The sequence below is a fragment of the Curtobacterium sp. MCPF17_050 genome, from assembly GCF_003224435.2.
Classification (GTDB): Bacteria; Actinomycetota; Actinomycetes; order Actinomycetales; family Microbacteriaceae; genus Curtobacterium.
On the sequence record NZ_CP126250.1, the window covers coordinates 2,334,656 to 2,358,411 of the forward strand.

Genomic DNA, 23,756 nt, shown 5'->3' on the forward strand with positions numbered 1-23,756 from the left:
CGTGGCCGCCTTCCCTGGCGTTACCGCTTCGTTATACAGTCGGACGTGCAGTCGGTGTTTGCTGTGGCACCGGCTGTGGAATGTGATTGCAGGAATCTCCCGGTGCAAGGGAGCGGGCCGGTCGTCCACTCGGGCGGCCGGCCCGCGTTCCTCGTCGGTACCCCTCGGTAGGGTGGGGGTCCACCGACCGGAGGGACACAACCGTGAGCGATCACCGCAGCGAGAAGGCCACCGCGGTCGCGGCGTGGGAGTCACTGTTCCGCGCCCAGGTCACCGTGATGCGGAACCTCAACACCGAGTTCCCCTCGGCCGAGATCTCCTTCAACGAGTACGACGTCTGCTTCAACCTGTCGACCCAACCCGGCCGCCGCTGCCGGATGCGCGACCTGACGGGCCACCTGCTCCTGACGCAGCCGAGCGTCAGCCGCCTGGTCGACCGCCTCGCGTCCAAGGGCATCGTCGAGAAGCAGCCCGACCCGACCGACGCGCGCGGGGTGATCGTCGCCCTCACCGCGCACGGCTACGACGTGTACCGCACCGTCGCCGTGCAGCACGCGGCCACCATCGCGGCGCAGGTCGGCGCCGGGCTCGACGACGCCGAGCTGCGGATGCTCACCGAGCTCTGCACGAAGCTCCGCGTCGCCGCCGCCGCCACACCCGCGACGCGCAGGTCGGTCGCGACCGTGCCGGATCGGGCGTCGGCATGAGCGGCTCGGTCGTCTGGCTGCGCGACGACCTCCGGATCGCGGACAACCCGGCGCTCCGCTCGGCGGTGGACCGCGGGGGCCCGGTCACGGTCGTCTACGTGCTCGACGAACAGAGCGAGGGGATCCGCCCGCACGGCGCCGCGGCCCGGTGGTGGCTCCACCAGTCCCTGGCCGCACTCGACACCGACCTCCGCGCGCACGGCACCGCGCTCGTGCTCCGGCGGGGTGCCGCGGCCGACGTGATCGCGGACCTCGTCGCGGAGTCCGGCGCGGACGCCGTGTTCTGGAACCGTCGCTACGGCCGCGTCGAACGGGAGATCGACGCGGGCATCAAGGCCGGCCTCGTCGCCGGCGGCGTCGAGGCGCACAGCTCCGCCGGCACCCTGCTCTGGGAACCGTGGACGGTCCTGACCGGGAAGGGCGAACCGTTCAAGGTGTTCACGCCGTTCTGGCGCGCCGCGGAGGCGATGCCGGAGCCGCGGCACCCCTGGCCCGAGCCGGAGACGATCGCCCCGCCTGCGGACGTCGCCTCGGACACGCTCGAGGACTGGGCACTCCTGCCGACCGCGCCGGACTGGGCGGGTGGCATGCGTGATGCCTGGACGCCCGGCGAGCACGGCGCGTGGGACCGGATGGAACGGTTCATCGACGAGGCACTCGCGGACTACGACCAGCGGGACGAGCCCGCGCAGGCAGCGACCAGCAGTCTCTCGCCGCACCTGCGCTGGGGCGAGATCAGCCCGTACCAGGTCTGGCACCGCCTGCACGAGACGCTCGAACCCGACCAGCGCCGCGCGGCACCGGCCTTCCTCCGGCAGCTCGCCTGGCGGGAGTTCAACTGGAACGAGTACTTCCACTGCGACGACATCGCCCGGACGAACGTGCGGCGGGAGTTCGACGCGTTCCCGTGGCGGGAGGCCTCGGACGCCGAACTCGACCGGTGGCGACACGGCACGACCGGCTTCGACCTGGTCGACGCAGGGATGCGTGAGCTCTGGCACACCGGCGCGATGCACAACCGGGTGCGCCTGGCCACGGCGAGCTTCCTCGTCAAGAACATGCTCGTGGACTGGCGCATCGGCGAGCAGTGGTTCTGGGACACCCTGGTGGACGCCGACGCGGCGAACAACGCGGCGAACTGGCAGTGGGTGGCGGGCTCGGGCTTCGACGCCGCGCCGTACTTCCGGGTGTTCAACCCCGACCGTCAGCTCGAACGGTTCGACCCGCACCGCGAGTACGTCCGCCGGTGGGTGCCCGCGGACGAGGACCGACCGGAGCCGATGCTCGACCTCAAGACGAGTCGGCAGCGGGCACTCGACGCCTACGCCGAGATGCGCCGGGCATGAGCCGGCTGAGTCCGGGCGTGCTCGGCGCCGTCGACGCGATGCACCGGCAGCGCGTCCTGGACGGCATCGCGCCGAGCAGCGTCTGGGGCGTGTTCGACCGGGACGGGCTCGTCGCCTCGGGCGGACACGGGGACCGCGGGGACGGCCGGGCACCCGATGCCGACACCGTCTACCGCATCGCCTCGTGCACGAAGAGCGTCACCGCCGCGACCCTGCTCGGCCTCGTCGCGGACGGCCTGGTGTCCCTCGACACCCCGGTCACCGAGTTCGTCCCCGCGTTCGCCGCGGTCCGGCTGCCCACCGCGGACTCCCCCGTCCCGACCCTCCGGATGCTCCTCACGATGTCCGCGGGCTTCCCGACGGACGACCCGTGGGCGGACCGACAGGAGGCGCTCCGGGACCAGGACCTGGACGACGTCCTCCGCAGCGGTCTGCTGTTCGACTCCGTGCCGGGGACCGGGTTCGCCTACTCGAACCTCGGCTACGCACTCCTCGGTCGGGCGGTGTCGGTCGTCGCCGGGGCGCCCTTCCCGACCGTGGCGACCGAACGTGTGCTCCGCCCGCTCGGGCTCGACGACACCGTGTTCGCCGCGGCCGACGCCCGTGGTCTCGTGGTCACCGGCCACCGCCGTGTCGGCGACGACTGGGAGGCGCTGACGACGACCGGCCCGGGCGCGTTCTCGCCGATCGGCGGCCTGTTCTCGACCGTGCGGGACCTGGCCCGGTGGGGTCGGTGGCTCGCTGCGGCGTTCGACGGGACCGCCGCACCGTTCGCGGAGGCGGGCAGTGCCGGATCCGACGCCGGACCCCTCACCACGGCGGAGCGTCGCGCGATGCAGCAGGCGATGCGGGTCCTCCCTCCCGGGACCCTGCCCGGGTCGACCCGGACCGCCGGTTACGGCTTCGGCCTGTTCGTGGAGCACGACCCGGCGGTCGGCCCGATCGTGTCGCACTCCGGCGGCTACCCGGGGTTCTCCGCCCACATGCGCTGGTCGGTCACGACCGGACTCGGCGTGGTCGCGTTCGAGAACGCCACGCAGGCGAAGGTCTCCGCGGCCGCGACGCGGGCACTCGACCTGCTCCTCGCGGACGCCGTCCCGGGTGTCGCGGTCCCGCACGCGGTCCCCGCCGCGACCGGCATGCCCGTGACCCGGTCGCGGGACGACGAACGAGCCCCCGGCAGCGAACCGGTCCTGCCGTCGACGCGTGCTGCGCAACGGTCCGTGACGCGTCTGCTGGCGGACTGGTCCGATGCGGAGGCCGACGCGGTCTGCGCCGAGAACGTCCCGCTCGACGTCCCGTGGCACCGGCGACGAGCAGCGATCGACCGCGCCGTGGCGGAGGTCGCCGCCGACCTGTCCGCACCGCCCGTGGCCGAACGGTCCGCGACGCCGACGCACCTGCGCTGGTGGGTGCCGGGCGCCCGCGGGCGACTCCGCGTGGAGATCCGACTCGCCCCGCTCGCGTCCGGTCTCGTGCAGACCCTCGTCGTGCGGGCGGAACCGGACGAGGTGGTGCCCGCGGAGGCCGCGGCAGTACCCCCGCACACGGCGGCAGCACCGACCGACCCGGCGGCAGCACCGACCGAGCCGGTGGCACCCGACCCGACGGCCTGACCCCGCCGTCTCGGAGCCCGCCTTCCTGCAACCGATGCGGACGCGGTCGCGGCCGTGTCCGGTAACATGCTGCATGTCCGCTCGGCCTCGTGGCGGTCGTCCGCCTGTTCCTCGCTCGGGAGAGACCATGCCTCGTCAACCGGACCCGTCCCTGAAGCCGGCGATCGTCGCCAAGGTCACGGACCACCTGCACGGCACCTGTCTGCAGGACGTGTCTGTGCGGAGCCTCGGTCGCGTCCTCGGGACGAGCGCGTACCCGATCGTGTACCACTTCGGGTCGCGTGACGGCCTCATCGACGCCGTGGTGGAGCACCTCAGCCGGCACGTGTCCGGCATCGGCCTCGACCCGGACGCCGACGAGCAGGTGCTGACGGAGTACCTGCTCGCGGTCTTCGGCGGCCTCGAGGACCCGGACCGCTTCCTCGCAGCCCGGCTGACGTTCGAACTCGGCGCCGTGGAGGCACTGACCGGGCACGACCGGCACCGGTGCCAGCACCGGGCACACGTCGAGACCATCGCGTCATGGTGCCGGGCGCACGGAGCGGACGGCTGTACGGCGCTCCGGGCCGCGAGCGCGGCGGTCCTCGCCTGTCGCGGGGCCCAGTGGGGTGCCGTCCTCGACGGCGACGTCACCGCCGTCGAGGTCACCCTCCGGGACGTCGCGCGCCGGTTGGCAGCCGAGATCGGCGCCCTCGACCCGTGCACCCGTCCCGGCGAGGCCGATCACGTCGGCGAGACCGTGGCGTCCCGGGTCGGCGCTGTCCGCTCCTGAGTCCGGGCGCGGGGACGGGGACGACGGACGGGAGGCCCGGTACCAGCTGGTACCGGGCCTCCCGTCCGTCGCGGGGTCGCGTTCCGCGACCCGCACCGTCACGTCAGCACGTGGTCCATGAGGTCCCGGTGCTCAGCGTGGTGGTGCTCAGAGCGTGACGAAGCTCTGCGACTTGGCGTTCTCGAAGCGGGCGGCGACGTTCTCCCAGTCGACGATGTTCCACACGGCCTTGACGTAGTCCGCCTTGACGTTGAGGTAGTCGAGGTAGAAGGCGTGCTCCCACATGTCGAGCATGAAGATCGGCACGAGCCCGAACGGGATGTTGCCCTGCTGGTCGAACAGCTGGAAGGTCGTCAGCTTCTGGCCGACGACGTCCCAGGCCAGGACGGACCAGCCGGAGCCCTGGATGCCGTTGGCGACCGCGGCGAACTGCGCCTGGAACTTCTCGAACGAGCCGAAGAACTCGTCGATCGCGGCGGCGAGCTCGCCCTCCGGGACCTTCGTGTCCGGGCCGAGGTTGGTCCAGAAGATCGAGTGGTTGACGTGGCCACCGAGGTGGAACGCGAGGTCCTTCTCGAGCTTGTTGACGTTCGCGAAGTTGCCGGACTCGCGGGCCTCGCCGAGCTGCTGCAGCGCGGTGTTGGCACCGGTCACGTAGGCCTGGTGGTGCTTGTCGTGGTGCAGCTGCATGATCTTGCCGCTGATGTGCGGCTCGAGGGCGGCGTAGTCGTAGGGGAGCTCGGGCAGGGTGTACTCAGCCATGTGCGGTCCTTTCGATCGGTGATGTGCGGTGCGGGGTTCCGCGGCTCACGAGAGCCGGGAACGATCGGTCAGGGAGTGGAATTCCCGGTTGTGGTAGACCAGCGGCTCGCCGCGGTCGAGGCCGACGACGATGTCGAGCACCTCGGCGACGACGACGGTCGAACTGCCGATCGGGGTCGTCGACAGCGGACGGCAGCGCAGGGCACTGGCGGCGTCGGGCAGGTAGCGGTCGCCGCTCGGGAGCGCGCCCCAGATCGGGTCGTCCGCGGCGGGGCTGCCGGTCGACGCGAAGCGCTTGGCCAGCGCGACGCCGCGGGCGTCCATCAGGTGCACCACGAAGACCGGGGCACCGAGGACGACGCCGGCGGACCCGGAGTTCGTGGAGAGCGAGAAGACCAGGACCGGCGGGTCGACCGCGACGGAGGCGACGCTCGAGGCGGTGAGACCGGTCGGACCGTCCGGGCCTTCCGCGGTGATGACCGCGACACCGGCGGGGTGTCCGCGGAAGGCCGCCTTGTACGCGGCGGCCATGTCGGCCTGGGGGACGTCTGCCTGCGGGAGGTCGGCGGCGTCGGGCATGTCAGTCGTGGTCGTTCCTCGTTCGGGGGGACGGCCGCGGACGTCGCGGCCACCCCCCAACGTAGGACCTGCGGCATGGGGCGGGTCCATGTTTCACAGGTTCGGCCCATCCCGGGCGTGCCGTCACGCGGCCGTACCCGCTCGGGACCGCACCGGACGACGGCGCGGCGCGGCGCGGGCCGACGGCTCGGGCTGCCCGCTCGGGCCCGCGCGAGCCGACGGGCTCAGTGCCGCCGCAGCATCACGACCGCACCGGCGGCCGCGACGACCATGAGCGCCGCGGCGACGCCCGCCGTCGTGGTCACGCCGGAGTCGAAGGCTGCCCGCGCGGACTCGAGCAGCGCCTGCCCCGCCGGTCCACCGAGTTCGGCGGCCGCGGCGACCGCTCCGCCGAGGGTCTCCCCCGCCGCGGTGTGCGCGGTGGACGACAGCCCCTCGGGGACGACGACGTTCGCCCGGTACGCCGACGCGAGGATCGTCCCGAGGACGGCGGTCCCGAGCACGGCGCCGATCTCGTACGCGGTCTCCGAGATGGCCGATGCTGCTCCGGCCTTGTCCGCCGGGGCGGTGGAGATGATCAGGTCGTTCGTGACCGTCTCGGACGCACCGATGCCGATGCCGAGCAGCACGAAGGCGAAGGCGAGCGCGGCGATGGTCGCGTGGTGCCCGAGCCCGGCGACGAGGGCGTACGCGACCGCGGAGAACAGCAGCGACGCCGAGACGACCCAGCGCGGCGCGACCCGGGCGACGACCGGCACGACGACGAGCCCGGCGACGATGGTGAGCACCGCACCCGGCACGAGGACGAGCCCGCTCGCGAAGGGGTCCAGGCCGGCGACGAGCTGCAGGTGCTGGGCGACGAAGAACAGGAAGCCGGTGAGGGAGAACATCGCGGCCATGTTCATGAGCACGCTGCCGGTGAAGGCCGTGCTGCGGAAGAGGCGCATGTCGAGCATCGGTGTGCGGGTGCGCAGCTGCCGCCGGACGAACGCGATCCCGCAGAGCACACCGACCGCGACCATGGCGACGGCCAGACCGCGTTCCTCGGGGTGCACGAGCGACTTGATGGCCCAGACGAGCGGGCCGAGGGCGCCGAGGGAGAGCAGCATGCTCGGGACGTCGACGGGCCCGGGCTCGGGGTCGCGGGACTCCGGCACGCAGAACGGCACGGCGACGAGCATCACGATGAGGATCGGCACGGCGACCAGGAACACGCTGCCCCAGTGGAAGTGCGCGAGCAGGACGCCTCCGACGAGCGGGCCGAGGGCGTTGCCCGCCGCGAACATGGTCGACCAGACGGCGAGCGCGAGGCGCCGCTCCCCCGCGTCCGGGAAGACGTTCCGGATGATCGAGAGCGTGGCGGGCATGAGCATCGCGCCGAAGACGCCCATCGCGAGCCGGGCGGCGACGAGCATCCAGGCCTCGGTCGCGAATGCGGCGGCGACGGAGAGCACCGCGAACCCGGTCGCTCCGGTCACCAGGATCCGACGGCGACCGATGCGGTCACCGATGCTGCCCATGACGACGAGCAGGCCGGCGAGGACGAGCGGGTAGGCGTCGACGATCCAGAGCTGCGTGGTCGCGTCGGGGTGCAGGGCGCGCGCGATGGAGGGCAGCGCGAAGCTCAGGACGGTGTTGTCGACCGAGATGAGCAGCACCGGCAGCATGAGCACCGCGAGCGCCGCGAACCGGGAGGCGCGGCTCGCGGTGATCCGGGTGGCGACGGGGCTGGTGAGCAGTGCGGACATGGCGGACTCCAGGACTTCGAGCATGTCGCGCCGCTGGTCCTCCCGGACCGGCGCAGACGAGACGGGACGCGGAAGTCGTCACGCGTCCCGTCAGGGTCCCGTTAGTGTACCGTCCGGACGGTCACGGTTGCAAATGCAACCAACTGCCGGACGGGAGGCCCGGTGGCGAGCCGTCCCGTGCCTCCCGTCCGGCAGGCGGTCGGGCCCACGGCGTCAGCGGACCGTCAGGCCTCCCCAGCCGCGGGGGTGTCCTCCGCCGCGGGCGGTGTCCTCCGCCGCCTCCGCTTCGAACGGGTACTGCAGCCCGATCGCCGCGCGCCAGCGGTCGAGCGTCCGCGCGGTGGCCAGGGTCTCGTCGGTCGTCATCTGCGGTGCGTCGACACGGCCGGCACGCAGGGCGTCGATCGTGGCCGCGGCCTCGAGTCCGTACGGGGCCACGTCCGGGAAGGACCGCTCCGTGCCGGCGTCGTCGACGGTCTGCACGACGATGACCGGCTCCCCGCCGATGGTCCACGGATCCCGGAGGGTGATGGTGCCGCGACTCCCGTGCACGACGACGGCGTTCGCGTCCTCGACGCGGATGCCGGTGCGGAGGCTCGCGGTGATGCCCGACGCGTACGTCGCATTCGCCACGGTCCACTCGTCGACCCCGGTCGGACCGATCGTCCCGACGGCGGAGAACTCCACCGGCTCGGCGGCCGCCGTCCCCGTGGCGGCCTGCACGATCGCGGCCGTCATCGTCACCGGGTAGCACCCCACGTCGAGGATGCCGCCGCCAGCGGTGGCGACGTCGAACAGGCGCCCGGAGCGTTCCTCGACCCGGAACGCGAACGCGGCGTCGACGTGGGTGACCGTACCGACCGCGCCGTTCCGCACGAGGTCGAGCAGCGCCGCCGTCTGCGGGTGGAAGCGGTACATGAACGCCTCGACGAGCGGCAGCCCGGCACGGCGGGCCGCGTCGACGAGCACCGTCGTCGTGCGGTGGTCGGGCGTGAGCGGCTTCTCGCACAGCACGGCCTTGCCGGCCCGCAGCGCCGCGAGCACCAGGTCGGCGTGCCCGGTGTGCACGGTCGCGATGTACACGGCGTCGACGCTGGGGTCGGCGAGGACCGCGTCGTAGGTGCCGGCGGTCACGTCCGGGAAGCCGTGCTCCCCGGCCTCTGCCGCGAAGGCCCTGGCACGCTCGACCGAGGAACTCCCGGCGGCGACGAGCACCCCGCCGCTCGCGGAGAGCTGGGACAGGAAACGTCGGGCGATGCTGCCGGGACCGAGGACGGCCCATCGGGGGTCCGCGGGCGGGGTCGGGCTCGGGGTGGTCGCGGTCTGCGCTGACATGCGGCTCCTGTTCGTGGTGGACCTCGACGGTCTCGGTGAGGCTATCCGCCCCCGACCGGCACGGCCACGGCGTGTGTCCGTCTCCCGGGCGCCGCGGAGCGCCGGGTGTCCCTAGACTCAGCGCATGGCCAGTGCTCGCGACCGCGTCCTCGACAGCTTCGTCGCCATCGTGTGTGAAGAGGGTGAACGGCCCGCGACGCTCGATGCCGTCGCCGCGCGCGCCGGTGTCTCGAAGGGCGGACTGCTCTACCACTTCGGGTCGAAGGCCGCCCTGGTCGAGGGGCTGTGCGAGCGACTCGCCGACCTCTCCGCTCTCGACGTCGAGCGCATGCGTGGGGCCGAGGACGGACCCGCCCGCTACTTCGTCGAGAACTGCCAGTTCGTCGGCAGTGAGCTCGACCTCGCGCTGTTGGCCGCGTCCCGCCTGCAGCAGGCCGGGTACGAGGAAGCCGGCCGCACGCTCGACGAGACCGAGAACGCCTGGCTCGCGACCCTCGTCGACGCCCTCGGGGACGTGCCGACCGCGCAGGCGGTGAAGCTCCTCGGCGACGGGCTGTACCACGCCGCGTCACTCGGGGCGGCGAGTGAGGTCCGGCCCGACCGCGGCACCGTCGACATGGCCGCCCTGCTCGAGGTCGTCGACCGCCTGATCGCGACGAAACCGTCCCGGTGAACGGTCGCGCCCGGTCCTGGGGATAGACTGGGCGCGATCCACCCGCTGATTCCCGGAGGTACCACCGTGGGCCGCGTCCTCGCCGCTGTTTTCTCGATCCTGCTGCTGCTGGTGTCGATGTACCTGTTCGGGTTCGCGTTCCAGCTCGACTCCGGGCAGGGCTTCGTGTTCATCGCCGGTGTGCTCCTGATGAGCCTCTCCTTCTTCCTGCCGATCCACGTGTTCGGCAAGCGGTAGTCACCTCCCGCAGCAGAACGGCCCCGCACCGGACGGTGCGGGGCCGTTCTGCGTCGTCCAGACCGGAGTCCAGGTCCGGAGTCAGGTCCGAGCCAGGACCCGGCGGCGTTACGCGGGCGTGCGCAGCCCGCGCAGCGTGACGGCCGTGGCGACCGCGGCGTGCGCGGCCTCGGCGCCCTTGTCCTCCTTGGACCCGGGCAGCCCGGCGCGGTCGATCCCCTGCTGCTCGTCGTCCAGGGTGAGCACCCCGAACCCGACGGGCTTGCCGGTGTCGATCGCCACCCGGGTCAGGCCGCTCGTCGCCGCGTCCGAGACGTACTCGAAGTGCGGGGTCCCGCCGCGGATGATCACGCCGAGGGCGACCGCCGCGTCGTAGCCGGCCTCAAGGGCGGCCTTCGCGACGACCGGCAGCTCGAAGCTCCCGGGGACGGGGAACACCTGATCGGTCGCTCCGAGCCGTTCGATCTCGCGCTGGGCGCCGTCGAGCAGCCCCGCCGCGATGACGTCGTGCCACTGGCCGGCGACGATCGCGACCCGGATGCCGCTGCCGTCGACGTGCTCGCGCTCCGCCGCTCCTGCTCCGCTCATGCGTGTGTCCCTTCGGTGTGGGCGGCGTCGTCCGCCGCCCGGTCGGCCGCGTCCAGCCAGGAGGCCAGCGCGGCGATGGTGATGACGGGGACGCCCTCGCGTTCCCCGAGTCCGACGAGCTGCGGCAGACGCATCATGTCCCCGCGCTCGTCGACGATCTCGCAGATCGCCGCGGCCTGCCGCAACCCCGCGGCGGTGACCAGGTCGATGGCTGCCTCGGTGTGCCCCGCGCGCTCGCGGACGCCGCCCGGTCGCGCACGCAGCGGGACGATGTGCCCCGGGCGGTGCAGGTCGTCCCGGACGGACGCCGGGTCGGCGAGCACCCGGAGCGTCCGCGCTCGGTCGTGGGCGCTGATGCCGGTGGTGACCCCGACGGCGGCGTCCACGGTCACGGTGTAGGCGGTCCCGCGGACGTCCTCGTTGTGCTCCACCATCGGCGGCAGGTCGAGGGTGTCGGCGATCGCGGCGCTGACCGGCGCGCAGATGAAGCCGGACGAGTGCGCCACGGTCCAGGCGATCCACTCCGGGGACGCGAGCTCGGCGGCGAGGACGACGTCGCCCTCGTTCTCGCGGCGCTCGTCGTCGGCCACGATGACCGGCCGGCCTGCGGCGATCGCGACGAGTGCGTCCTCGACGGTCGACAGTCCGGAGGTCGGCCGGGATCCGGTCGGGCGCGCGCCCGTGGTCGGCCCGGCGTTCGTGACGGGGGCGGTCTCGGCGGTCATCACCGGGCCTCCGCTCCGGCGCCGACCACGCCTGGTGCCGCCGCGGCGGCGTCGAGGCGCAGCATGCGGCGGACGTGCCGTGCCAGGACGTCGGTCTCGATGTTGACCCGGTCGCCGGGCACCCGTGCGCCGAGGGTCGTCGCCGCGAGCGTCTCGGGGATGAGGCTGACCTCGAACCACGCGGCATCCGGGGCGGTCGACTCCGGGGACACGGCGCTGACGGTGAGCGAGACGCCGTCGATCGCGACCGACCCCTTGTCGACCACGAGCGGGCTCAGCTCCGGGGTCAGCGCGAAGCGCACCCGTCGCCACCCGTCGCCGTCGTCGGTCTCGAGCACGGTCGCGGTGCCGTCGATGTGTCCCTGCACGATGTGTCCACCGAGCCGGTCCCCCACCGAGGCCGCCCGCTCCAGGTTGACGCGGTCGCCCGACCGCAACGACCCGTGCGCGCTCATGTCGAGCGTCTGCTTCATGACGAACGCCGTGAAGGTCTCCGGGGTCTGCTCGACGACGGTCAGGCACACACCCGAGACCGAGATCGAGTCGCCGTGCCGAGCGTCGGAGACGACGAGCGGACCGCGGACGGTCAGGGCGACGGAGTCGCCGCGTTCGTCGACGGCGGTGACGGTGCCGAGTTCCTCGATGATGCCGGTGAACACTGGTGTCCTCTCAACGGGACTCCGGGTGCGCGCGACGGTCGTCGGCGGACGGGAGGCAGGGGTCGCGGAACGACCGTCACCTTCCGTCAGCGCTTCCTCCCGTCCGGACTCTCACCGTCGGTCCTGGGATTGCACCAGGTCAACCCCGCACCGGGCGGACCCGGCGCGGCGCTCGTGGACTGTCACCACCGGTTCGGACTTGCACCGACCCCGGAGCGCTTGCGTGCTCCCGACGATACCCCAGGCCTCCGACCGCTGCCTCCGGCGCTGCACCGGACGTCACACAGCGTCGCGGGCGGTGGCCGGATCGGCCGTCCTCGACGGGTGTCAGCCGTCAGGTGCGCCGGTCCGAGCGACCGTCCTGGAGGCGCGACCCGCAGTCACGCACGCGGGTCACGCCTCCCGGACGGCCCGTCCCGACAGCGTGTCCTGTGGTGCGCGCAGGTCGCCTCCGGACGACGTGACCCGGCGGCACGTTCGGTCGCGATGCACCGGACGCGGCATCGGCCGGAGGGCAGGCGGGTGCGGAGCGCCGGTCACCCGGCGCTCCGCACCCGCTCTCATCGGGCCGTCAGTGGCGGCGTCGCAGGGCGAGCGTCCCGAGGCCGGCGAGCAGCAGCAGGAGCGCCGCCAGTGCCGGGAACGCCGGGTCGTCCGCGCCCGTGTAGGCGAGGGCACGGTCGGCGTCCGCCGTCGCACGCTCGGCCGTCGCTACCGGTGCCGCAGGACCTGCGGTGACCAGCGTCGCGGTCGACCGGACCCCGTCGGTCACGAGGACCGGGGTGGTGCCGGCGTCCACGATCGGGACGGTGTCGGTGACCGGGGTGGTGCGGACGCCGGGAGTGGTGCCCACGACCGGGTCCGTGCCGACGTCGGGCGTGCTGCCCGTGCCGCCGGGGGTGGTGCCGGTGTTCGGCGTCGAGCCCGGGACGGTACCCGGGTCGGTGCCCGGCGTCGTGCCCGGGTCGGTGCCCGGCGTCGTGCCCGGGTCGGTGCCCGGCGTCGTACCCGGGTCTGTGCCCGGCGTCGTGCCCGGGTCGGTACCCGGCGCCGTCACGATCGGGGTCGTGGAGCCGTCACCGATGATGCCGATGCCGTTGTCGCCGATCGTGATCGGGATGTCCGCCACCGGGATCACCTGGGTGCCGGAACCGATGCCGTCCTCACCCGAGGTCGTCCCACCAGCCGCCGGAGCAGTACCCGTCGTCGGGGTCGAACCGGTCGTCGAGTCACCGGTGCTCGTGCCGTCACCGACGACACCGATCCCGTTGCCACCGACCGTCACCGGGACCGACACCACCGGCGAGACCTGCGTGCCGGAACCGATGCCGTCCTCACCCGACGTCGACCCACCAGCCGCCGGAGCAGTACCCGTCGTCGGGGTCGAACCGGTCGTCGAGCCACCGGTGCTCGTGCCGTCACCGACGACACCGATCCCGTTGCCACCGACCGTCACCGGGACCGACACCACCGGCGAGACCTGCGTGCCGGACCCGATGCCGTCCTCACCCGACGTCGACCCACCAGCCGCCGGAGCAGTACCCGTCGTCGGGGTCGAACCGGTCGTCGAGCCACCGGTGCTCGTGCCGTCACCGACGACACCGATCCCGTTCCCCGTCACCGTGATCGGGACCGAGACGGTCCCGAGCAACTGCGTGCCGGAGATGAGCTTGTCCGACCCGGAGGTCGAGCCGCTCGTCGTGCCACCGGTCGGAGCTGCCGGGGCCGCGGAGGTCCCGGTGGCCGATCCGTCCCCGAGCACGCCGATCCCGTTGCCCGAGACCGTGATGGGGACCGTGATGTCCGGCAGGACCTGGGTGCCCGAGAGCACGCCGTCCTCCCCGGAGGTCGAGGCGGTCGTCGTGTCACCGGCCGGAGCTGCCGGAGCCGAGGACGACCCGGAACGTGTGCCGGTGGCGGCAGCGTCACCGAGGACACCGACGGCGTTGCCGGTCGCCGTGACCGGCACGTCCACCGCACCGGCGACCTGGGTGCCCGAGAGCACGCCGTCCTCGCCGGACGTGGTGGGCGAGGAGGCCACCGGAGCAGCCGGCGCGGGAGCGGGAGCAGCCGGCGCTGGGGCCGGTGCCGCCACCGCGTCCCCGACGACGGCGACCGCGTTGCCGGTCACGTCGACGGGAGCGCTGACGTCGGGTACGACCTGGGTGCCGGACGCGAGGCCGTCGGCCCCACTGGTGGTGGGCGCTGGTGCTGCCTGCGCGGGGTCCGCGGGTGCCGGCGCAGGTGCCGCCGGCGCAGGTGCGGCCGGAGCGGTCGTGGAGACCGCGTCGCCGACGATGCCGAAGGCGTTGCGGGTGACGGAGACGGGCGCGTCGACGGTCGGCGCGACCTGGGTTCCGGAGACGGTGCTGTCCTCACCGGTGGTCGTCGCCGCGTTCGCCGCGACGGCTCCACCGAAGGTCAGCCCGCCCACACAGAGGGCGAACCACAGCCCTCGGGAGACGTTCTTGTTCATGGTCGTTCACTCCTGATCGAGATGGATGGTCGACCGCACACAGAGGCGGTCGGTGGCGCGTCCTGCCGTGACGGGCAGGTGCACCGATCTCAATCGGGAGCGACGTCGTGGTCGCCGGTGACCGACGCTGGGAGGGCGTCGTCGGAGACCGAGCCGCGGAGGCCCGCGGCGAGGGGGGTGGTGTGGTCCTCGACACCGACGGTGCCCAGGATGTTCGCGCCGGCGGAGCCTCCGGAGGTGCTGCCGCCCGTGGTGCCCACGGTGCCGCCGTCGAACGGGGCCGGCGTGGGTGCGCCGCCCTCGGGGAGGACGAGGGCCTCGCCGCCGAACGTCGCCGTCGCGGGAGCCGGGACGAGGACCTCGTCAGCGACCGTCCCGACCATCGACCGCGACGAGTCGTCTGCGGCGACGGCGACGGCGGTCGCCGAGCGCTGTCCCGCAGCGGGTGTCACGGACGCATCGACCGTCGTCCCCACCGACGGCACGACGGCCCCGACCTCGCCACCGTCGCGGCCGACAGGACCCTCGCGGTCGACCGGGAGGGTCGGGGCCGAGGTCGGGGCCGGCCGGGGCCCGAGGACCGGGGCCCCCGGCAGCGCACCGCCGGAGCCGGGGAGCACCGGGCGGACGGGGACGTCGACGACGGGGAGCGGGCCTCCAGGCAGGAGCCCACCACCGACGGACGGGAGCCCGCCGACGACCTCGGGCACCCCGGCCACCACGTCCGGCACGACGCCGACGGTGTCCCCGACGGTGCCGAGGGTCCCATCGACGACGCCGGTCACGGGGTCGGTCACCCCGCCCAAGGCGTCGTCGCCGAGCAGCGTGCCGACGACCGGGAGGCTCCCGACCACCCGGTCGACGGTCGCCACGATGGAGGTCACCGGGCCGACGGCTGTCACGGTCTGCACCGTCCCGGTGACGGGGGCCAGTGCCCCGGAGACGCCGTCCGCGACCGGCCGGGAGGCACTGGTCACGTCCGACACGAGGCCGTCGACGAGCGACGTGTCGGGACGGAACGGGTCCGGACGGGACGGGCCCGGACGGCTCGTGTGCTCCGCCGGAGTGCCGGCGGCGGTGGTCACGGGTGCCACTGGCGCGGGCCCGGAGTCGTCCCCGACCGGCCGGGAGGTCGTCGGTGCTGCAGGCGTTGCCTCGGCCACGGGGGTCGAGACGGGGGCAGCGGGGGCCGGCGCGACGGGAGCCGGCGCAGGTGCCGCCGGGGCGGATGCGACGGGTGCCGGAGCGGCCGGCGCGACGGGGGCCGGGGCCACAGGAGCCGGAGCGGCCGGTGCCGGGGCGACCGGGCGCGGAGCCGGCGGGACGGGGGCAGGAACGGCGCTGCGGACCGGTGCCACGGCGCGGTCGACGACGTCGCCGACCCCGCTCGTCACGCGCTGGGCAGCACTGCCGACGCCGGAGACCACTCCGCCGACCAGGCCGTCGGGCCGCGGTGCCGCCTGGGTCTGCGCCCCGCTCCCGAGCAGGGAACCACCGACAGCGGCAGCCGGTCGGGCGCCGAGGACGATCGAGAGCAGCACGACGGCTGCGACGATCCCGCAGGCCATGAGCGCCCATCGCAGGACCGTGCGCCAGGGTGCACGCATCGTCGCGTCCATGCGCTCACCTCCTGATCTCGGCTGCGCACGTAGAGTGGTTGACCGGCACGGTAGACCAGCACCGGTGCCCTGCTCCTCATTCACATCGAACAGTCAGGAACGGCGTGACCTCGACCTTCAGTGCCCCCACTCGCAACCTCGACATCGTCACGCTGCACGAGATCCTCCGTCTGCGGCAGGACGTGTTCGTGGTCGAGCAGGAGTGCGCCTACCCGGACATCGACGGCCGCGACCTCGAGCCGGGCACGGTGCAGTTCTGGGCCGGGACCGGGTCCGTCGACGCCACCCTGCGACTCCTCCGCGAGCCTGACGGCACCGAGCGGATCGGCCGCGTCGCGACCGCGGCACACGCCCGCGGCAAGGGGCTCGGGGCGGCGCTGATGACGGCGGCGATCGCCGAGAGCCGGTCCCCCAGCATCGCGATCAACGCGCAGGCACACCTGGGCGAGTGGTACGCGCAGTTCGGCTTCGTGCGCTCGGGCGAGGACTTCCTCGAGGACGCCATCCCGCACACGCCCATGGTCCGCACGCGCTGACCCGGCCGGAGCGGCTGCGGCGCTAGGCCTGCCAGCGGCGCAGCTCGCCGTACGAGCGGGCCTGGTGCTCCCGGTCGGCGACCAACCGCTCGAACACGATCGAGGTCTGCGTCGTCGCGACCGACGGGTCACCGCTCAGCTCGTCGGCGACGAAGTCCCGCAGTTGCTCGGTGGACGTGCACGCGATGTGCACGAGGAAGTCCTTGTCACCAGCCAGGAACGACACGTCGAGCACCACCGGCACCCGGAGCAGGCGCTTCGCGAACTCCCGGAGCTCGTGGCGTGCGGCCGCGTGCACCCGCACGGACACCATCGCCTCGATCGAGAACCCGAGCCGGGCGATGTCCACCTCGGCCCGGTAGCCCGCGATGACGCCGGCGTCCTCGAGCGCACGGACCCGGACCAGGCACGTCGACGGTGCGATGCCGACCGCTGCTGCGAGCCGGTTGTTCGGGATCCGGGCATCGGCCGCCAGCACCCAGAGGATCCGCTCGTCGACCTCGTCGAGTCGGGGCGACGGAGCGTCGGGGCGGCGGACGATGCGGTCGGACACCACGCAACCGTAACGCGGTGCTCCCGTGACGCCGGGGCAACCGCGTCGGCGGGACCGGGTCACATCGCCAGGGTCATCCCGACGACGGCGACGGTCATGGCGAACACCTCGCCGCTGCGGACGGCACGGCGGTCCTCCCGGGCCCACTCGTACCGGAGCAGCCAGCCGCTGAAGGCGCAGTAGCCGATCACCCCGGCACCGAGCACCGCCGTCAGGACGAGCGCGTGCGCGTGCACGGCACCGCCGACGAGTTCGGAGGCGTGGCCCATGAACAGCATGCCGGCCATGACCACCGCCGAGAGCGCCCGGTGCACGTCCATCGGTTCCGCGCGACGGCCGTCACCCCGACGCCGTCGCACGACGGGCAGCGGCGCGAGGAACAGCAGCAGCGCCGCGGCGAGGATCGTCCACGACGGCCCGGCCTGGACCACGGGCATGAGCATGGCGACGAGCATGACCGCCGCGGGCACGATGACCCCGGGCCGCGGGCGGTACCGGTCCCCGACGATGCAGCAGACCGAGGCGAACTGCGGCACGACGAGCACCGCGTCGGCGACGGTCGCGTGCATCGGGGGTGTCAGCCCTCGGTGCGGGCGGCGCGCTCCTGCTTCACGCGCACGTTCTCGGAGCGGACCGCGGCCTGGGTCGAGCGCTCGCGGACGAGCCACTCGGGCATCTCCTGCAGCAGCTGCTTGATCTGCTCGGTGGTGAGGACGTCGTCGACGCCGGCGCGGGCGAGTCCGGAGATCGAGACGCCGAGGCGCGCGGCCACGACCGGGCGGGGGTGCGGCCCGTCGCGACGGAGGTCCTGGAGCCACGTCGGTGGCTCGCTCTGCAACTCGTCGAACGTCGTGCGAGCGATCGGGCCCGCGCGGAACGACTCCGGGGTCGCCGAGAGGAGGACGCCGAGCTTCTTGGCAGCGGTCTCGGGCTTCATGGTCTGTTCCTGGGCCATGGTGACAAGGGTACGGCCCGTATGCTCGGGTGCATGACCGCGCTCGCCATCGCCTTCGTACCCGGGGTCTCCCCCGCCAAGTGGGTGCGGGTGTGGCGGGAGCGTCGTCCGGACGTCGACCTGGTGCTCCTGCCCGTGGAGGCCGACGGCGTCACCGCCGCGATCGAGGGCGAGGCGGACATGGTGTTCGCCCGGATGCCCGTGCCCGAGCAGCACCACGCGATCCCGCTCTGGACCGAGACCGCGGTCGTCGCTGCCCCGAAGGACTCCCCGCTCGCCGACCTCGACGAGGTGACCGAGGCGGACCTCGCCGACGTCACGGTCCTCGACGCCGGCCCGGTGCCGCCGGACGTGTCCGCTGCGCTCGACCTGGTCGAGGCGAACGTCGGCGTCGTCGTCCTGCCGCAGTCGCTCTTCCGCGCGGCGAGCCGGAAGGACCTCGTGTCCCGACCGCTGGCCGGCTCCCCCGGCACCCGCGTCGCCCTGGTCTGGCGCGACGAGGACGCCTCCGAGCTGACCGAGGAGTTCATCGGCGTGGTCCGCGGCCGCACCGCCAACAGCTCCCGGAACCAGGCGGACCAGCCAGGAGGCCCGGATCCCGACACCGCGGACCGTGCCCGCCCGGCGAAGGGCGGTGGCAAGGCCACGGCGTCCAACGCGAAGACCGTCGCCAAGCGGAGTGCGACGAAGGGCACCGGCGCGAAGAGCGGCGGCGGGAAGAACTCCACGGGACGCGGCCGGACGCCGCGCGGCGTGTCCGGCAAGCCGAAGCGCGGCTCGAAGGGCAACCGGTGACGGCCCCGGACGACGGGCGAGCGGAGCGGCCGATGCGTGCCGTCCGCCTCGTGCCGATGCCCGCGGACCGACTCCCCGGGTGGCTCGACCGTTCCATGGCGGAGTACGTCGAGTCCCGCGTGCGGTCCGGTGAGAGCCGCGAGCAGGCCGAGGCCAACAAGCAGCGCTCCCTCGACACCTGGTTCCCCGGCGGGTCACCCGCGGCGGGGCACCACGTGTGGGAGCTGACCGACCAGGACGACACGGTCGTCGGGCACCTCTGGATCGGCCCGTTCACCCCGGGCAGCAGCGACTGGTGGGTGTTCGACATCGAGGTCGACGTCGACCACCGCCGGCAGGGGCACGCGCGACGGGCGTTCGAGCTCGCCCACGAGGTCGCCCGCAGCGAGGGCGCGACGAGCATCGGTCTCAACGTCTTCGGCTACAACACCGGCGCGCGCGAGCTCTACGAACAGCTGGGGTACGAGGTCACCTCGCTGCAGATGCGGCTCCCGCTCGACTGACGCCGGTGCGGACGGGCTCGTCAGTCGGGCCAGACGCCCGACGTCCCCCGGCGGTGGCTGCCGACGAGGTGCGTGTCGACGATCCCCAGCGCTTCCATGAGCGCGTGCATGGTGGTCGGACCGACGAAGGCGAACCCGCGCTTCCGCAGGGCCTTCGACAGCGCGGTCGATTCGGGACTGGTGGTCGGGACCTCGGCGAGGGTCCGTGGCCTCGGGGTGTCGGCGGGCCGGAAGGACCAGACGAAGTCCGCCAGTCCGCCGTCCGCACGGAGCGCGATGGTCGCACCGGCGTTCGTGATCGTCGCGGCGATCTTCGCCCGGTTCCGGACGATGCCGGCGTCACCCAGCAGCCGTGCGACGTCGTCCTCCCCGAACCCGGCGACGACGTCGGGGTCGAAGTCCGCGAAGGCCGCCCGGAACGCCGGGCGCTTGGCCAGGATCGTCCGCCACGACAGCCCCGACTGGAACGCCTCGAGCGACAGCCGCTCGAAGACGCCTCGTTCGTCCCGGACGGGCATGCCCCACTCGGTGTCGTAGTACTCCCGCAGCATCGGGTCGACCGATGCCCACAGCGGTCGGGCGCGGCCGTCCTCGCCGGTCACGAGATCCGTCGTCATCGTCCCATCCTGGCGGACGGCACGACCGGTGCGGCGTCAGTCGGCGTGCGGGCCGTCCTCGGCCGCGGCCGGGTCCATCCAGACGTACTCCCAGCGGTGGCCGTCCGGGTCGACGAAGCTGCGCTGGAACATGAACCCGAGGTCCATCTCCGGTCGGTCCTCGGTCCCGCCGGCCTCGACCGCGGCGTCGACGATCCGGTGGACCTCGTCCTTCGTCTCGGCGCTCAGGGAGTTGATGACCTCGATCGTGTCCGACGCGGCGATGGTCTTGTCCGTGAACTCGGAGAACTTCGCGTGCGTGAGGAGCATCACGTACACGGTGTCGCTGATGACGATGCTCGAAGCGGTGTCGTCACTGAACACCGGGTTGAGCGGGTACCCGAGTGCCCGGTAGAACCCGGTCGCCCGGTCCAGGTCGGACACCGGCAGGTTGATGAACACCATGGTCGACATGTGCGGTCCCTTCGTCGAGACCAACCTGACCCCTCGTGCCCGCTGGCGCAACCGTTCCGTGGCGGAACCGCCCCGGCCACGGCCGCTCGCTAGGCTCGGAGCATGCGCATCCTCGTCCTCAACGGCCCGAACCTGGACATCCTCGGCCGCCGTGACCCGGAGCAGTACGGCACGGTGACGCTCGCCGAGATCGAGGCGATCGTCCACACCGAGGCCGCGGTGCACGAGCTCGAGGCCGACTTCCGACAGACGAACCGCGAGGGTGAACTCGTCGAGTGGCTGCACGAGGCGCTCGACGACTTCGCGGGCGTCGTCATCAACCCCGCGGCGTACGCGCACACCTCGATCGCACTGCACGACGCCGTCGAGGCACTGCGCGTCCCCGCCATCGAGGTGCACCTGTCGAACACGTGGAAGCGCGAGCCGTTCCGGCACGTCGACCACGTCGCCACCGCGGCGACCGCCGTCATCGCCGGCGCGGGCGCCGACGGGTACCGGCTGGCCGTCGCGCACCTCGCGTCGCTGCTGCCCCGCTGACGGCGGCGTCCCCCCGAGACGCCGAGAGCCGAGACGCCGCCACGTCGTCGCGGCGCCGCCGAATCCGGAGCCGTTTCGCGCCTCCCGGGGCGTCTCACCGTGACGGGGGCGTCCGGCGAGCCGGCCGGGAGGCCCGTCAGAAGTCGGCCGGCCGCCGCACGTCGTCGACGCCGGCGGCGACGAAGCCACCGCGGATGATCGGCAGCGCCCGACGGACGGCCTGGTCGATCCGCAGCTCGAGGTCGACGCTCGCGATGTCGTACCCGCCGGCCCGCTTCGTGAAGTCGCGCTCGTTCCCGAACACCGCGAGCGGGAGCGTCGTCGACTGGAAGAACCCGAACAGCGGTCGCATCTGGTGCTCGACGAGGAGCGCGTGGCGGTCGCTGCCGCCGGTCGCCGTGAGCAGCACCGGCGTGTCGACGAGGTCGTACTGGCCGATCCAGTCGAAGAACAGCTTGAACGCACCGGAGTACGCGGCGCGGAACGCCGGGCTCCCGACGACCAGGACGTCCGCCGCCTCCACCGCCGCCAGTGCGGCCTGGGTCTCGGCGGCCATCTGCTCCCGCCCGGCGGCGGCTCCGAGGTCGGCCAGGAGTGGCCCGATCTCCACGGTGACGGACTCGGCGTCGGGCAGCTCGGCCACGAGCCGCTCCACCGTCGCCCCGACGAGCGTCGAGGTACGGGACGGGTCCGATGGGCTGCCGCTGACACCGACGACGAGGGTTCCGCTCATGCGCTCGATGCTCACACGTGCCCGCCGAGCAGGGTGTCGTTGTGACGACTTGTGTCGGTTCCCGGCCCGCCGGCGTACCGTCCGACAGATGCAGACCTTCCTGCCGTTCGCCGACTTCCGCGCCTCTGCCGAGGTGCTCGACGACAAGCGCCTCGGCAAGCAGCGGGTCGAGACGCTGCAGGTCATGCGTGCGTTGACGCTGCCGGACTACGGCTGGCAGCACCACCCGGTCACGGCGATGTGGCGCGGCTTCCGGCCGGCGCTGATGGCGTACCAGGACGCGACGTGCCGGGTCTGGCTCGAGCGCGGTCACGCGGACACGTGCCTCGAGAAGACCCTCGCGGACCTGGCCCTCGTGCCGGAGGACCTCGTGGCGTACGAACGCGGGGACTTCGAGGTCCCGTCGTGGAACACCGACGAGCGGGTGCACTTGTCGCACCGGTCCAAGCTCGTGCAGAAGGCGCCCGAGCACTACCGACCGTTGTTCCCCGACGTCCCGGACGACCTGGACTACCACTGGCCCGGCACCGTGGCGCACCGCACCTCGGCCTGACGGGACCGGACCCGCCGCAGATCTCAGGGGGAACGGGAGCGATCGTTCAGGGGTCGATCGTCCCGGATCCGCAGCGGGCCCGGTCGTTCCGGGAGCAGCACGGCAGGGGCCGGCGTCCCGGCCGGACGCGCATCAGGGGGTGCGTCCGGTCCAGCGCACCGCCAGCACGGCGGTGCAGACCTCGGGTGGTCAGTGGTGGAGCCGGCCCTCCCGGTACCGGTCGGCCTCCGTCGGCGCCGCCATGGACCGTCCAGCCCGGTCCAGGTGCGCCGGCAGCAGGGCACTCGCGAGGGTGGCGAGGGCACCGACGACGGCGATGACGCCGAGGGGCAGCGCATCGAGACCGTGTGTTGCGCCGACTGCCAGCGCGAGGACCGTGGCGGGCGCAGGCAGGAGCTGGACCGCTCGGAAGCGGTCGTCCTGCGTCGCCGGTCGGATCGTCACGTTGGCCATGTGACCACTCTGCCGGACACCTCCTGTCCGCAGAAGGGGGGACACGGCCCCAGAGCTGGAGTAGAACGTCTAGTACACCCGCTCAACCGAGCATCCGGACCGCCGCGACGGCCGCCACGACGGCGTCCACCACCTGCTCGCCGTCCGCCCGGGTCAGCGTCTCGTCGAAGGTCAACCGCACCGCCGAGCGGGCCACGTCCTCCGGCAGGCCGAGCGCCGTCAGCACGTGTGACGCCTCGGTGCTGCCCGCGGCACAGGCGCTCCCCGACGACGACACGACGTCCCGGCGCTCGAGTTCGAGCAGCACCGTCTCGCCGAGCACCCCCGGGAAGCAGAACGACGCGTGTCCCGGCAGTCGGCGGTCCGGCGACCCGGTCAGCACGGCGCCGGGCACCCGGGCGAGCACCCCGGCGACGACGGCGTCCCGGACCGTGGTGGCCGTTCCCGCGGCTGCGTCCCGTCCGGCGAGGACACTCCCCCACGCCGCCGCGAGACCGACCGCGCCGGCGACGTCCTCCGTGCCCGAACGTCGGCCGCGCTCCTGTCCACCGCCGTGCAGGAGTGGCTCGAGCGCGACACCGGCCCGGACCGCCAGGGCCCCGGTGCCCTTCGTCGCACCGAGCTTGTGCCCGGACACCGAGACCGCGTCGACCCCGAGCACGTCGAGCCCGACCGGCAGCCACGGTGCGGACTGCACGGCGTCGGTGTGGAACCGCGCACCCACGGCGTGCGCGACCTCGGCGAGTGCCCGCACGTCCTGCACCGTGCCGATCTCGTTGTCCGCGTGCGCGACGGTCACGAGCGTCGTGTCCGGGCGGAGTGCCGCGCGCAGGGTCTCGGGCAGGACGGTGCCGTCCGCCGTGACCGGCACGACCGTGACCGTGAAGCCGTGGTGCCGTTCGAGGTACCGGCAGCTCTCGAGGACGGCCTCGTGCTCGACGGCGCTCGTCACGACGTGCCGCCCGCGGGGTGCACCGAGCGCGATGCCCTTCACCGCGGTGTTCGCACCCTCGGTGCCGCCGCTCGTGAAGACGACCTCGCCGGGCCGACAGCCCAGGGCGCGGGCGACCGCCGAGCGCGCACCTGCCAGGCCCCGGGCCGCGGCGTCCCCGACCTCGTGCGTGGAGGACGGGTTGCCGAAGGTGCCGGTCAGGTACGGCCACATCGCCTCGAGGACCTCGCGGCGGACGGGCGTCGTCGCGGCCCGGTCGAGGTAGAACACGGCG

At 73.2% G+C, this 23,756-nt stretch carries 27 protein-coding genes, 1 pseudogene and 1 riboswitch; of the genes and pseudogenes, 11 read left to right on the forward strand and 17 right to left on the reverse strand.

Annotated features, from left to right (window positions below; genetic code table 11):
- The first annotated feature begins 203 nt into the window (after positions 1-203).
- The 4 genes from DEJ34_RS11055 to DEJ34_RS11070 all read left to right on the forward strand — a co-directional run bounded on the left by DEJ34_RS11055 (position 204) and on the right by DEJ34_RS11070 (position 4,441).
- A complete protein-coding gene (locus DEJ34_RS11055; RefSeq protein WP_258368335.1) occupies positions 204-707 on the forward strand; it encodes a MarR family winged helix-turn-helix transcriptional regulator in 504 nt (167 codons plus the stop codon).
- A complete protein-coding gene (locus DEJ34_RS11060; RefSeq protein ID WP_110911500.1) occupies positions 704-2,053 on the forward strand; it encodes a cryptochrome/photolyase family protein in 1,350 nt (449 codons plus the stop codon). The genes DEJ34_RS11055 and DEJ34_RS11060 overlap by 4 nt, the downstream gene beginning before the upstream one ends.
- On the forward strand, positions 2,050-3,669 hold the full coding sequence (locus tag DEJ34_RS11065) for a serine hydrolase domain-containing protein (RefSeq protein ID WP_110911499.1): 1,620 nt from the start codon (positions 2,050-2,052) through the stop codon (positions 3,667-3,669). Before DEJ34_RS11060 ends, DEJ34_RS11065 begins: the two co-directional genes overlap by 4 nt.
- Before the next feature lie 127 nt (positions 3,670-3,796).
- Positions 3,797-4,441, forward strand: a complete 645-nt coding sequence (locus tag DEJ34_RS11070) for a hypothetical protein (protein WP_110911498.1) — start codon at positions 3,797-3,799, stop codon at positions 4,439-4,441.
- A gap of 147 nt (positions 4,442-4,588) precedes the next feature.
- On the opposite strand, the gene DEJ34_RS11075 is transcribed toward DEJ34_RS11070, so the two are convergent.
- The 4 genes from DEJ34_RS11075 to DEJ34_RS11090 all read right to left on the reverse strand — a co-directional run bounded on the left by DEJ34_RS11075 (position 4,589) and on the right by DEJ34_RS11090 (position 8,865).
- A complete protein-coding gene (locus DEJ34_RS11075; RefSeq protein WP_110890052.1) occupies positions 4,589-5,203 on the reverse strand; it encodes a superoxide dismutase in 615 nt (204 codons plus the stop codon).
- A gap of 45 nt (positions 5,204-5,248) precedes the next feature.
- Entirely contained in the window at positions 5,249-5,782 is a 534-nt protein-coding gene (locus DEJ34_RS11080) for a flavin reductase family protein (RefSeq protein WP_258365926.1), read from the reverse strand.
- A 224-nt stretch (positions 5,783-6,006) separates the two neighbouring features.
- A complete protein-coding gene (locus tag DEJ34_RS11085; RefSeq protein WP_110911514.1) occupies positions 6,007-7,530 on the reverse strand; it encodes an MFS transporter in 1,524 nt (507 codons plus the stop codon).
- A gap of 213 nt (positions 7,531-7,743) precedes the next feature.
- Positions 7,744-8,865 (reverse strand): Gfo/Idh/MocA family protein, encoded by a 1,122-nt coding sequence (locus DEJ34_RS11090; protein WP_110911497.1) that lies wholly within the window; start codon positions 8,863-8,865, stop codon positions 7,744-7,746.
- Positions 8,866-8,989: 124 nt separating this feature from the next.
- Between DEJ34_RS11090 and DEJ34_RS11095 the strand changes: the two genes are divergently transcribed.
- Both DEJ34_RS11095 and DEJ34_RS11100 read left to right on the forward strand, forming a co-directional pair.
- Positions 8,990-9,538, forward strand: a complete 549-nt coding sequence (locus tag DEJ34_RS11095) for a TetR/AcrR family transcriptional regulator (protein ID WP_110911496.1) — start codon at positions 8,990-8,992, stop codon at positions 9,536-9,538.
- Between the two features lie 66 nt (positions 9,539-9,604).
- Entirely contained in the window at positions 9,605-9,775 is a 171-nt protein-coding gene (locus DEJ34_RS11100) for a hypothetical protein (RefSeq protein WP_181419557.1), read from the forward strand.
- Between the two features lie 108 nt (positions 9,776-9,883).
- Here the strand turns inward: DEJ34_RS11100 and ribH are convergent, their stop codons facing one another.
- The 5 genes and pseudogenes from ribH to DEJ34_RS11125 form a co-directional block, all read right to left on the reverse strand.
- Entirely contained in the window at positions 9,884-10,363 is a 480-nt protein-coding gene (gene ribH, locus DEJ34_RS11105) for a 6,7-dimethyl-8-ribityllumazine synthase (RefSeq protein ID WP_110911495.1), read from the reverse strand.
- Between the two features lie 20 nt (positions 10,364-10,383).
- Positions 10,384-11,007: pseudogene (gene ribB, locus DEJ34_RS11110) on the reverse strand (3,4-dihydroxy-2-butanone-4-phosphate synthase); the annotation flags it as partial.
- Between the two features lie 80 nt (positions 11,008-11,087).
- Positions 11,088-11,747, reverse strand: coding sequence for a riboflavin synthase (locus tag DEJ34_RS11115; RefSeq protein ID WP_110911493.1), 660 nt, complete (start codon positions 11,745-11,747; stop codon positions 11,088-11,090).
- An 87-nt stretch (positions 11,748-11,834) separates the two neighbouring features.
- Positions 11,835-11,968, reverse strand: a riboswitch (FMN riboswitch).
- Positions 11,969-12,318: 350 nt separating this feature from the next.
- Positions 12,319-14,223 (reverse strand): cell wall anchor protein, encoded by a 1,905-nt coding sequence (locus DEJ34_RS11120; RefSeq protein WP_284180683.1) that lies wholly within the window; start codon positions 14,221-14,223, stop codon positions 12,319-12,321.
- An 89-nt stretch (positions 14,224-14,312) separates the two neighbouring features.
- Positions 14,313-15,842 (reverse strand): hypothetical protein, encoded by a 1,530-nt coding sequence (locus DEJ34_RS11125; protein ID WP_110911491.1) that lies wholly within the window; start codon positions 15,840-15,842, stop codon positions 14,313-14,315.
- 104 nt (positions 15,843-15,946) lie between these two features.
- On the opposite strand from DEJ34_RS11125, the gene DEJ34_RS11130 reads away from it, so the two are divergent.
- Complete coding sequence (locus tag DEJ34_RS11130; protein ID WP_110824673.1) at positions 15,947-16,378, forward strand: GNAT family N-acetyltransferase; 432 nt, start codon at positions 15,947-15,949, stop codon at positions 16,376-16,378.
- A 22-nt stretch (positions 16,379-16,400) separates the two neighbouring features.
- Here the strand turns inward: DEJ34_RS11130 and DEJ34_RS11135 are convergent, their stop codons facing one another.
- Genes DEJ34_RS11135 through DEJ34_RS11145 form a run of 3 tightly spaced genes read right to left on the reverse strand, consistent with a single transcriptional unit; the run spans position 16,401 to position 17,886 of the window.
- Complete coding sequence (locus tag DEJ34_RS11135) at positions 16,401-16,931, reverse strand: Lrp/AsnC family transcriptional regulator (RefSeq protein ID WP_110824847.1); 531 nt, start codon at positions 16,929-16,931, stop codon at positions 16,401-16,403.
- A gap of 59 nt (positions 16,932-16,990) precedes the next feature.
- Positions 16,991-17,500, reverse strand: a complete 510-nt coding sequence (locus DEJ34_RS11140) for a hypothetical protein (protein WP_110824674.1) — start codon at positions 17,498-17,500, stop codon at positions 16,991-16,993.
- A gap of 8 nt (positions 17,501-17,508) precedes the next feature.
- Positions 17,509-17,886, reverse strand: a complete 378-nt coding sequence (locus tag DEJ34_RS11145) for a DUF5997 family protein (protein ID WP_110824675.1) — start codon at positions 17,884-17,886, stop codon at positions 17,509-17,511.
- A gap of 33 nt (positions 17,887-17,919) precedes the next feature.
- On the opposite strand from DEJ34_RS11145, the gene DEJ34_RS11150 reads away from it, so the two are divergent.
- A complete protein-coding gene (locus tag DEJ34_RS11150; protein ID WP_181422254.1) occupies positions 17,920-18,681 on the forward strand; it encodes a LysR family transcriptional regulator substrate-binding protein in 762 nt (253 codons plus the stop codon).
- Positions 18,682-18,713: 32 nt separating this feature from the next.
- Positions 18,714-19,184, forward strand: a complete 471-nt coding sequence (locus DEJ34_RS11155) for a GNAT family N-acetyltransferase (protein WP_146236929.1) — start codon at positions 18,714-18,716, stop codon at positions 19,182-19,184.
- Positions 19,185-19,204: 20 nt separating this feature from the next.
- On the opposite strand, the gene DEJ34_RS11160 is transcribed toward DEJ34_RS11155, so the two are convergent.
- A complete protein-coding gene (locus DEJ34_RS11160; RefSeq protein WP_110911488.1) occupies positions 19,205-19,801 on the reverse strand; it encodes a DNA-3-methyladenine glycosylase I in 597 nt (198 codons plus the stop codon).
- A 36-nt stretch (positions 19,802-19,837) separates the two neighbouring features.
- Positions 19,838-20,254: a VOC family protein gene (locus tag DEJ34_RS11165; RefSeq protein ID WP_110824848.1), complete on the reverse strand. Its 417-nt coding sequence runs from the start codon at positions 20,252-20,254 to the stop codon at positions 19,838-19,840.
- Positions 20,255-20,356: 102 nt separating this feature from the next.
- Here DEJ34_RS11165 and aroQ point away from each other — a divergent pair, with 102 nt between their 5' ends.
- Positions 20,357-20,791: a type II 3-dehydroquinate dehydratase gene (gene aroQ, locus DEJ34_RS11170; RefSeq protein ID WP_110911487.1), complete on the forward strand. Its 435-nt coding sequence runs from the start codon at positions 20,357-20,359 to the stop codon at positions 20,789-20,791.
- A gap of 136 nt (positions 20,792-20,927) precedes the next feature.
- Here aroQ and DEJ34_RS11175 read toward each other — a convergent pair whose 3' ends face one another.
- Entirely contained in the window at positions 20,928-21,524 is a 597-nt protein-coding gene (locus DEJ34_RS11175) for an NAD(P)H-dependent oxidoreductase (RefSeq protein ID WP_110824849.1), read from the reverse strand.
- Between the two features lie 88 nt (positions 21,525-21,612).
- Here DEJ34_RS11175 and DEJ34_RS11180 point away from each other — a divergent pair, with 88 nt between their 5' ends.
- The gene (locus DEJ34_RS11180) at positions 21,613-22,077 is read left to right on the forward strand and encodes an MSMEG_6728 family protein (protein WP_110824680.1); all 465 of its coding nucleotides are present in this window, start codon (positions 21,613-21,615) and stop codon (positions 22,075-22,077) included.
- Positions 22,078-22,266: 189 nt separating this feature from the next.
- Here the strand turns inward: DEJ34_RS11180 and DEJ34_RS11185 are convergent, their stop codons facing one another.
- On the reverse strand, positions 22,267-22,530 hold the full coding sequence (locus DEJ34_RS11185) for a hypothetical protein (RefSeq protein WP_110824681.1): 264 nt from the start codon (positions 22,528-22,530) through the stop codon (positions 22,267-22,269).
- An 82-nt stretch (positions 22,531-22,612) separates the two neighbouring features.
- Complete coding sequence (locus DEJ34_RS11190) at positions 22,613-23,752, reverse strand: cysteine desulfurase family protein (RefSeq protein WP_110911486.1); 1,140 nt, start codon at positions 23,750-23,752, stop codon at positions 22,613-22,615.
- Positions 23,753-23,756: the final 4 nt, after the last annotated feature.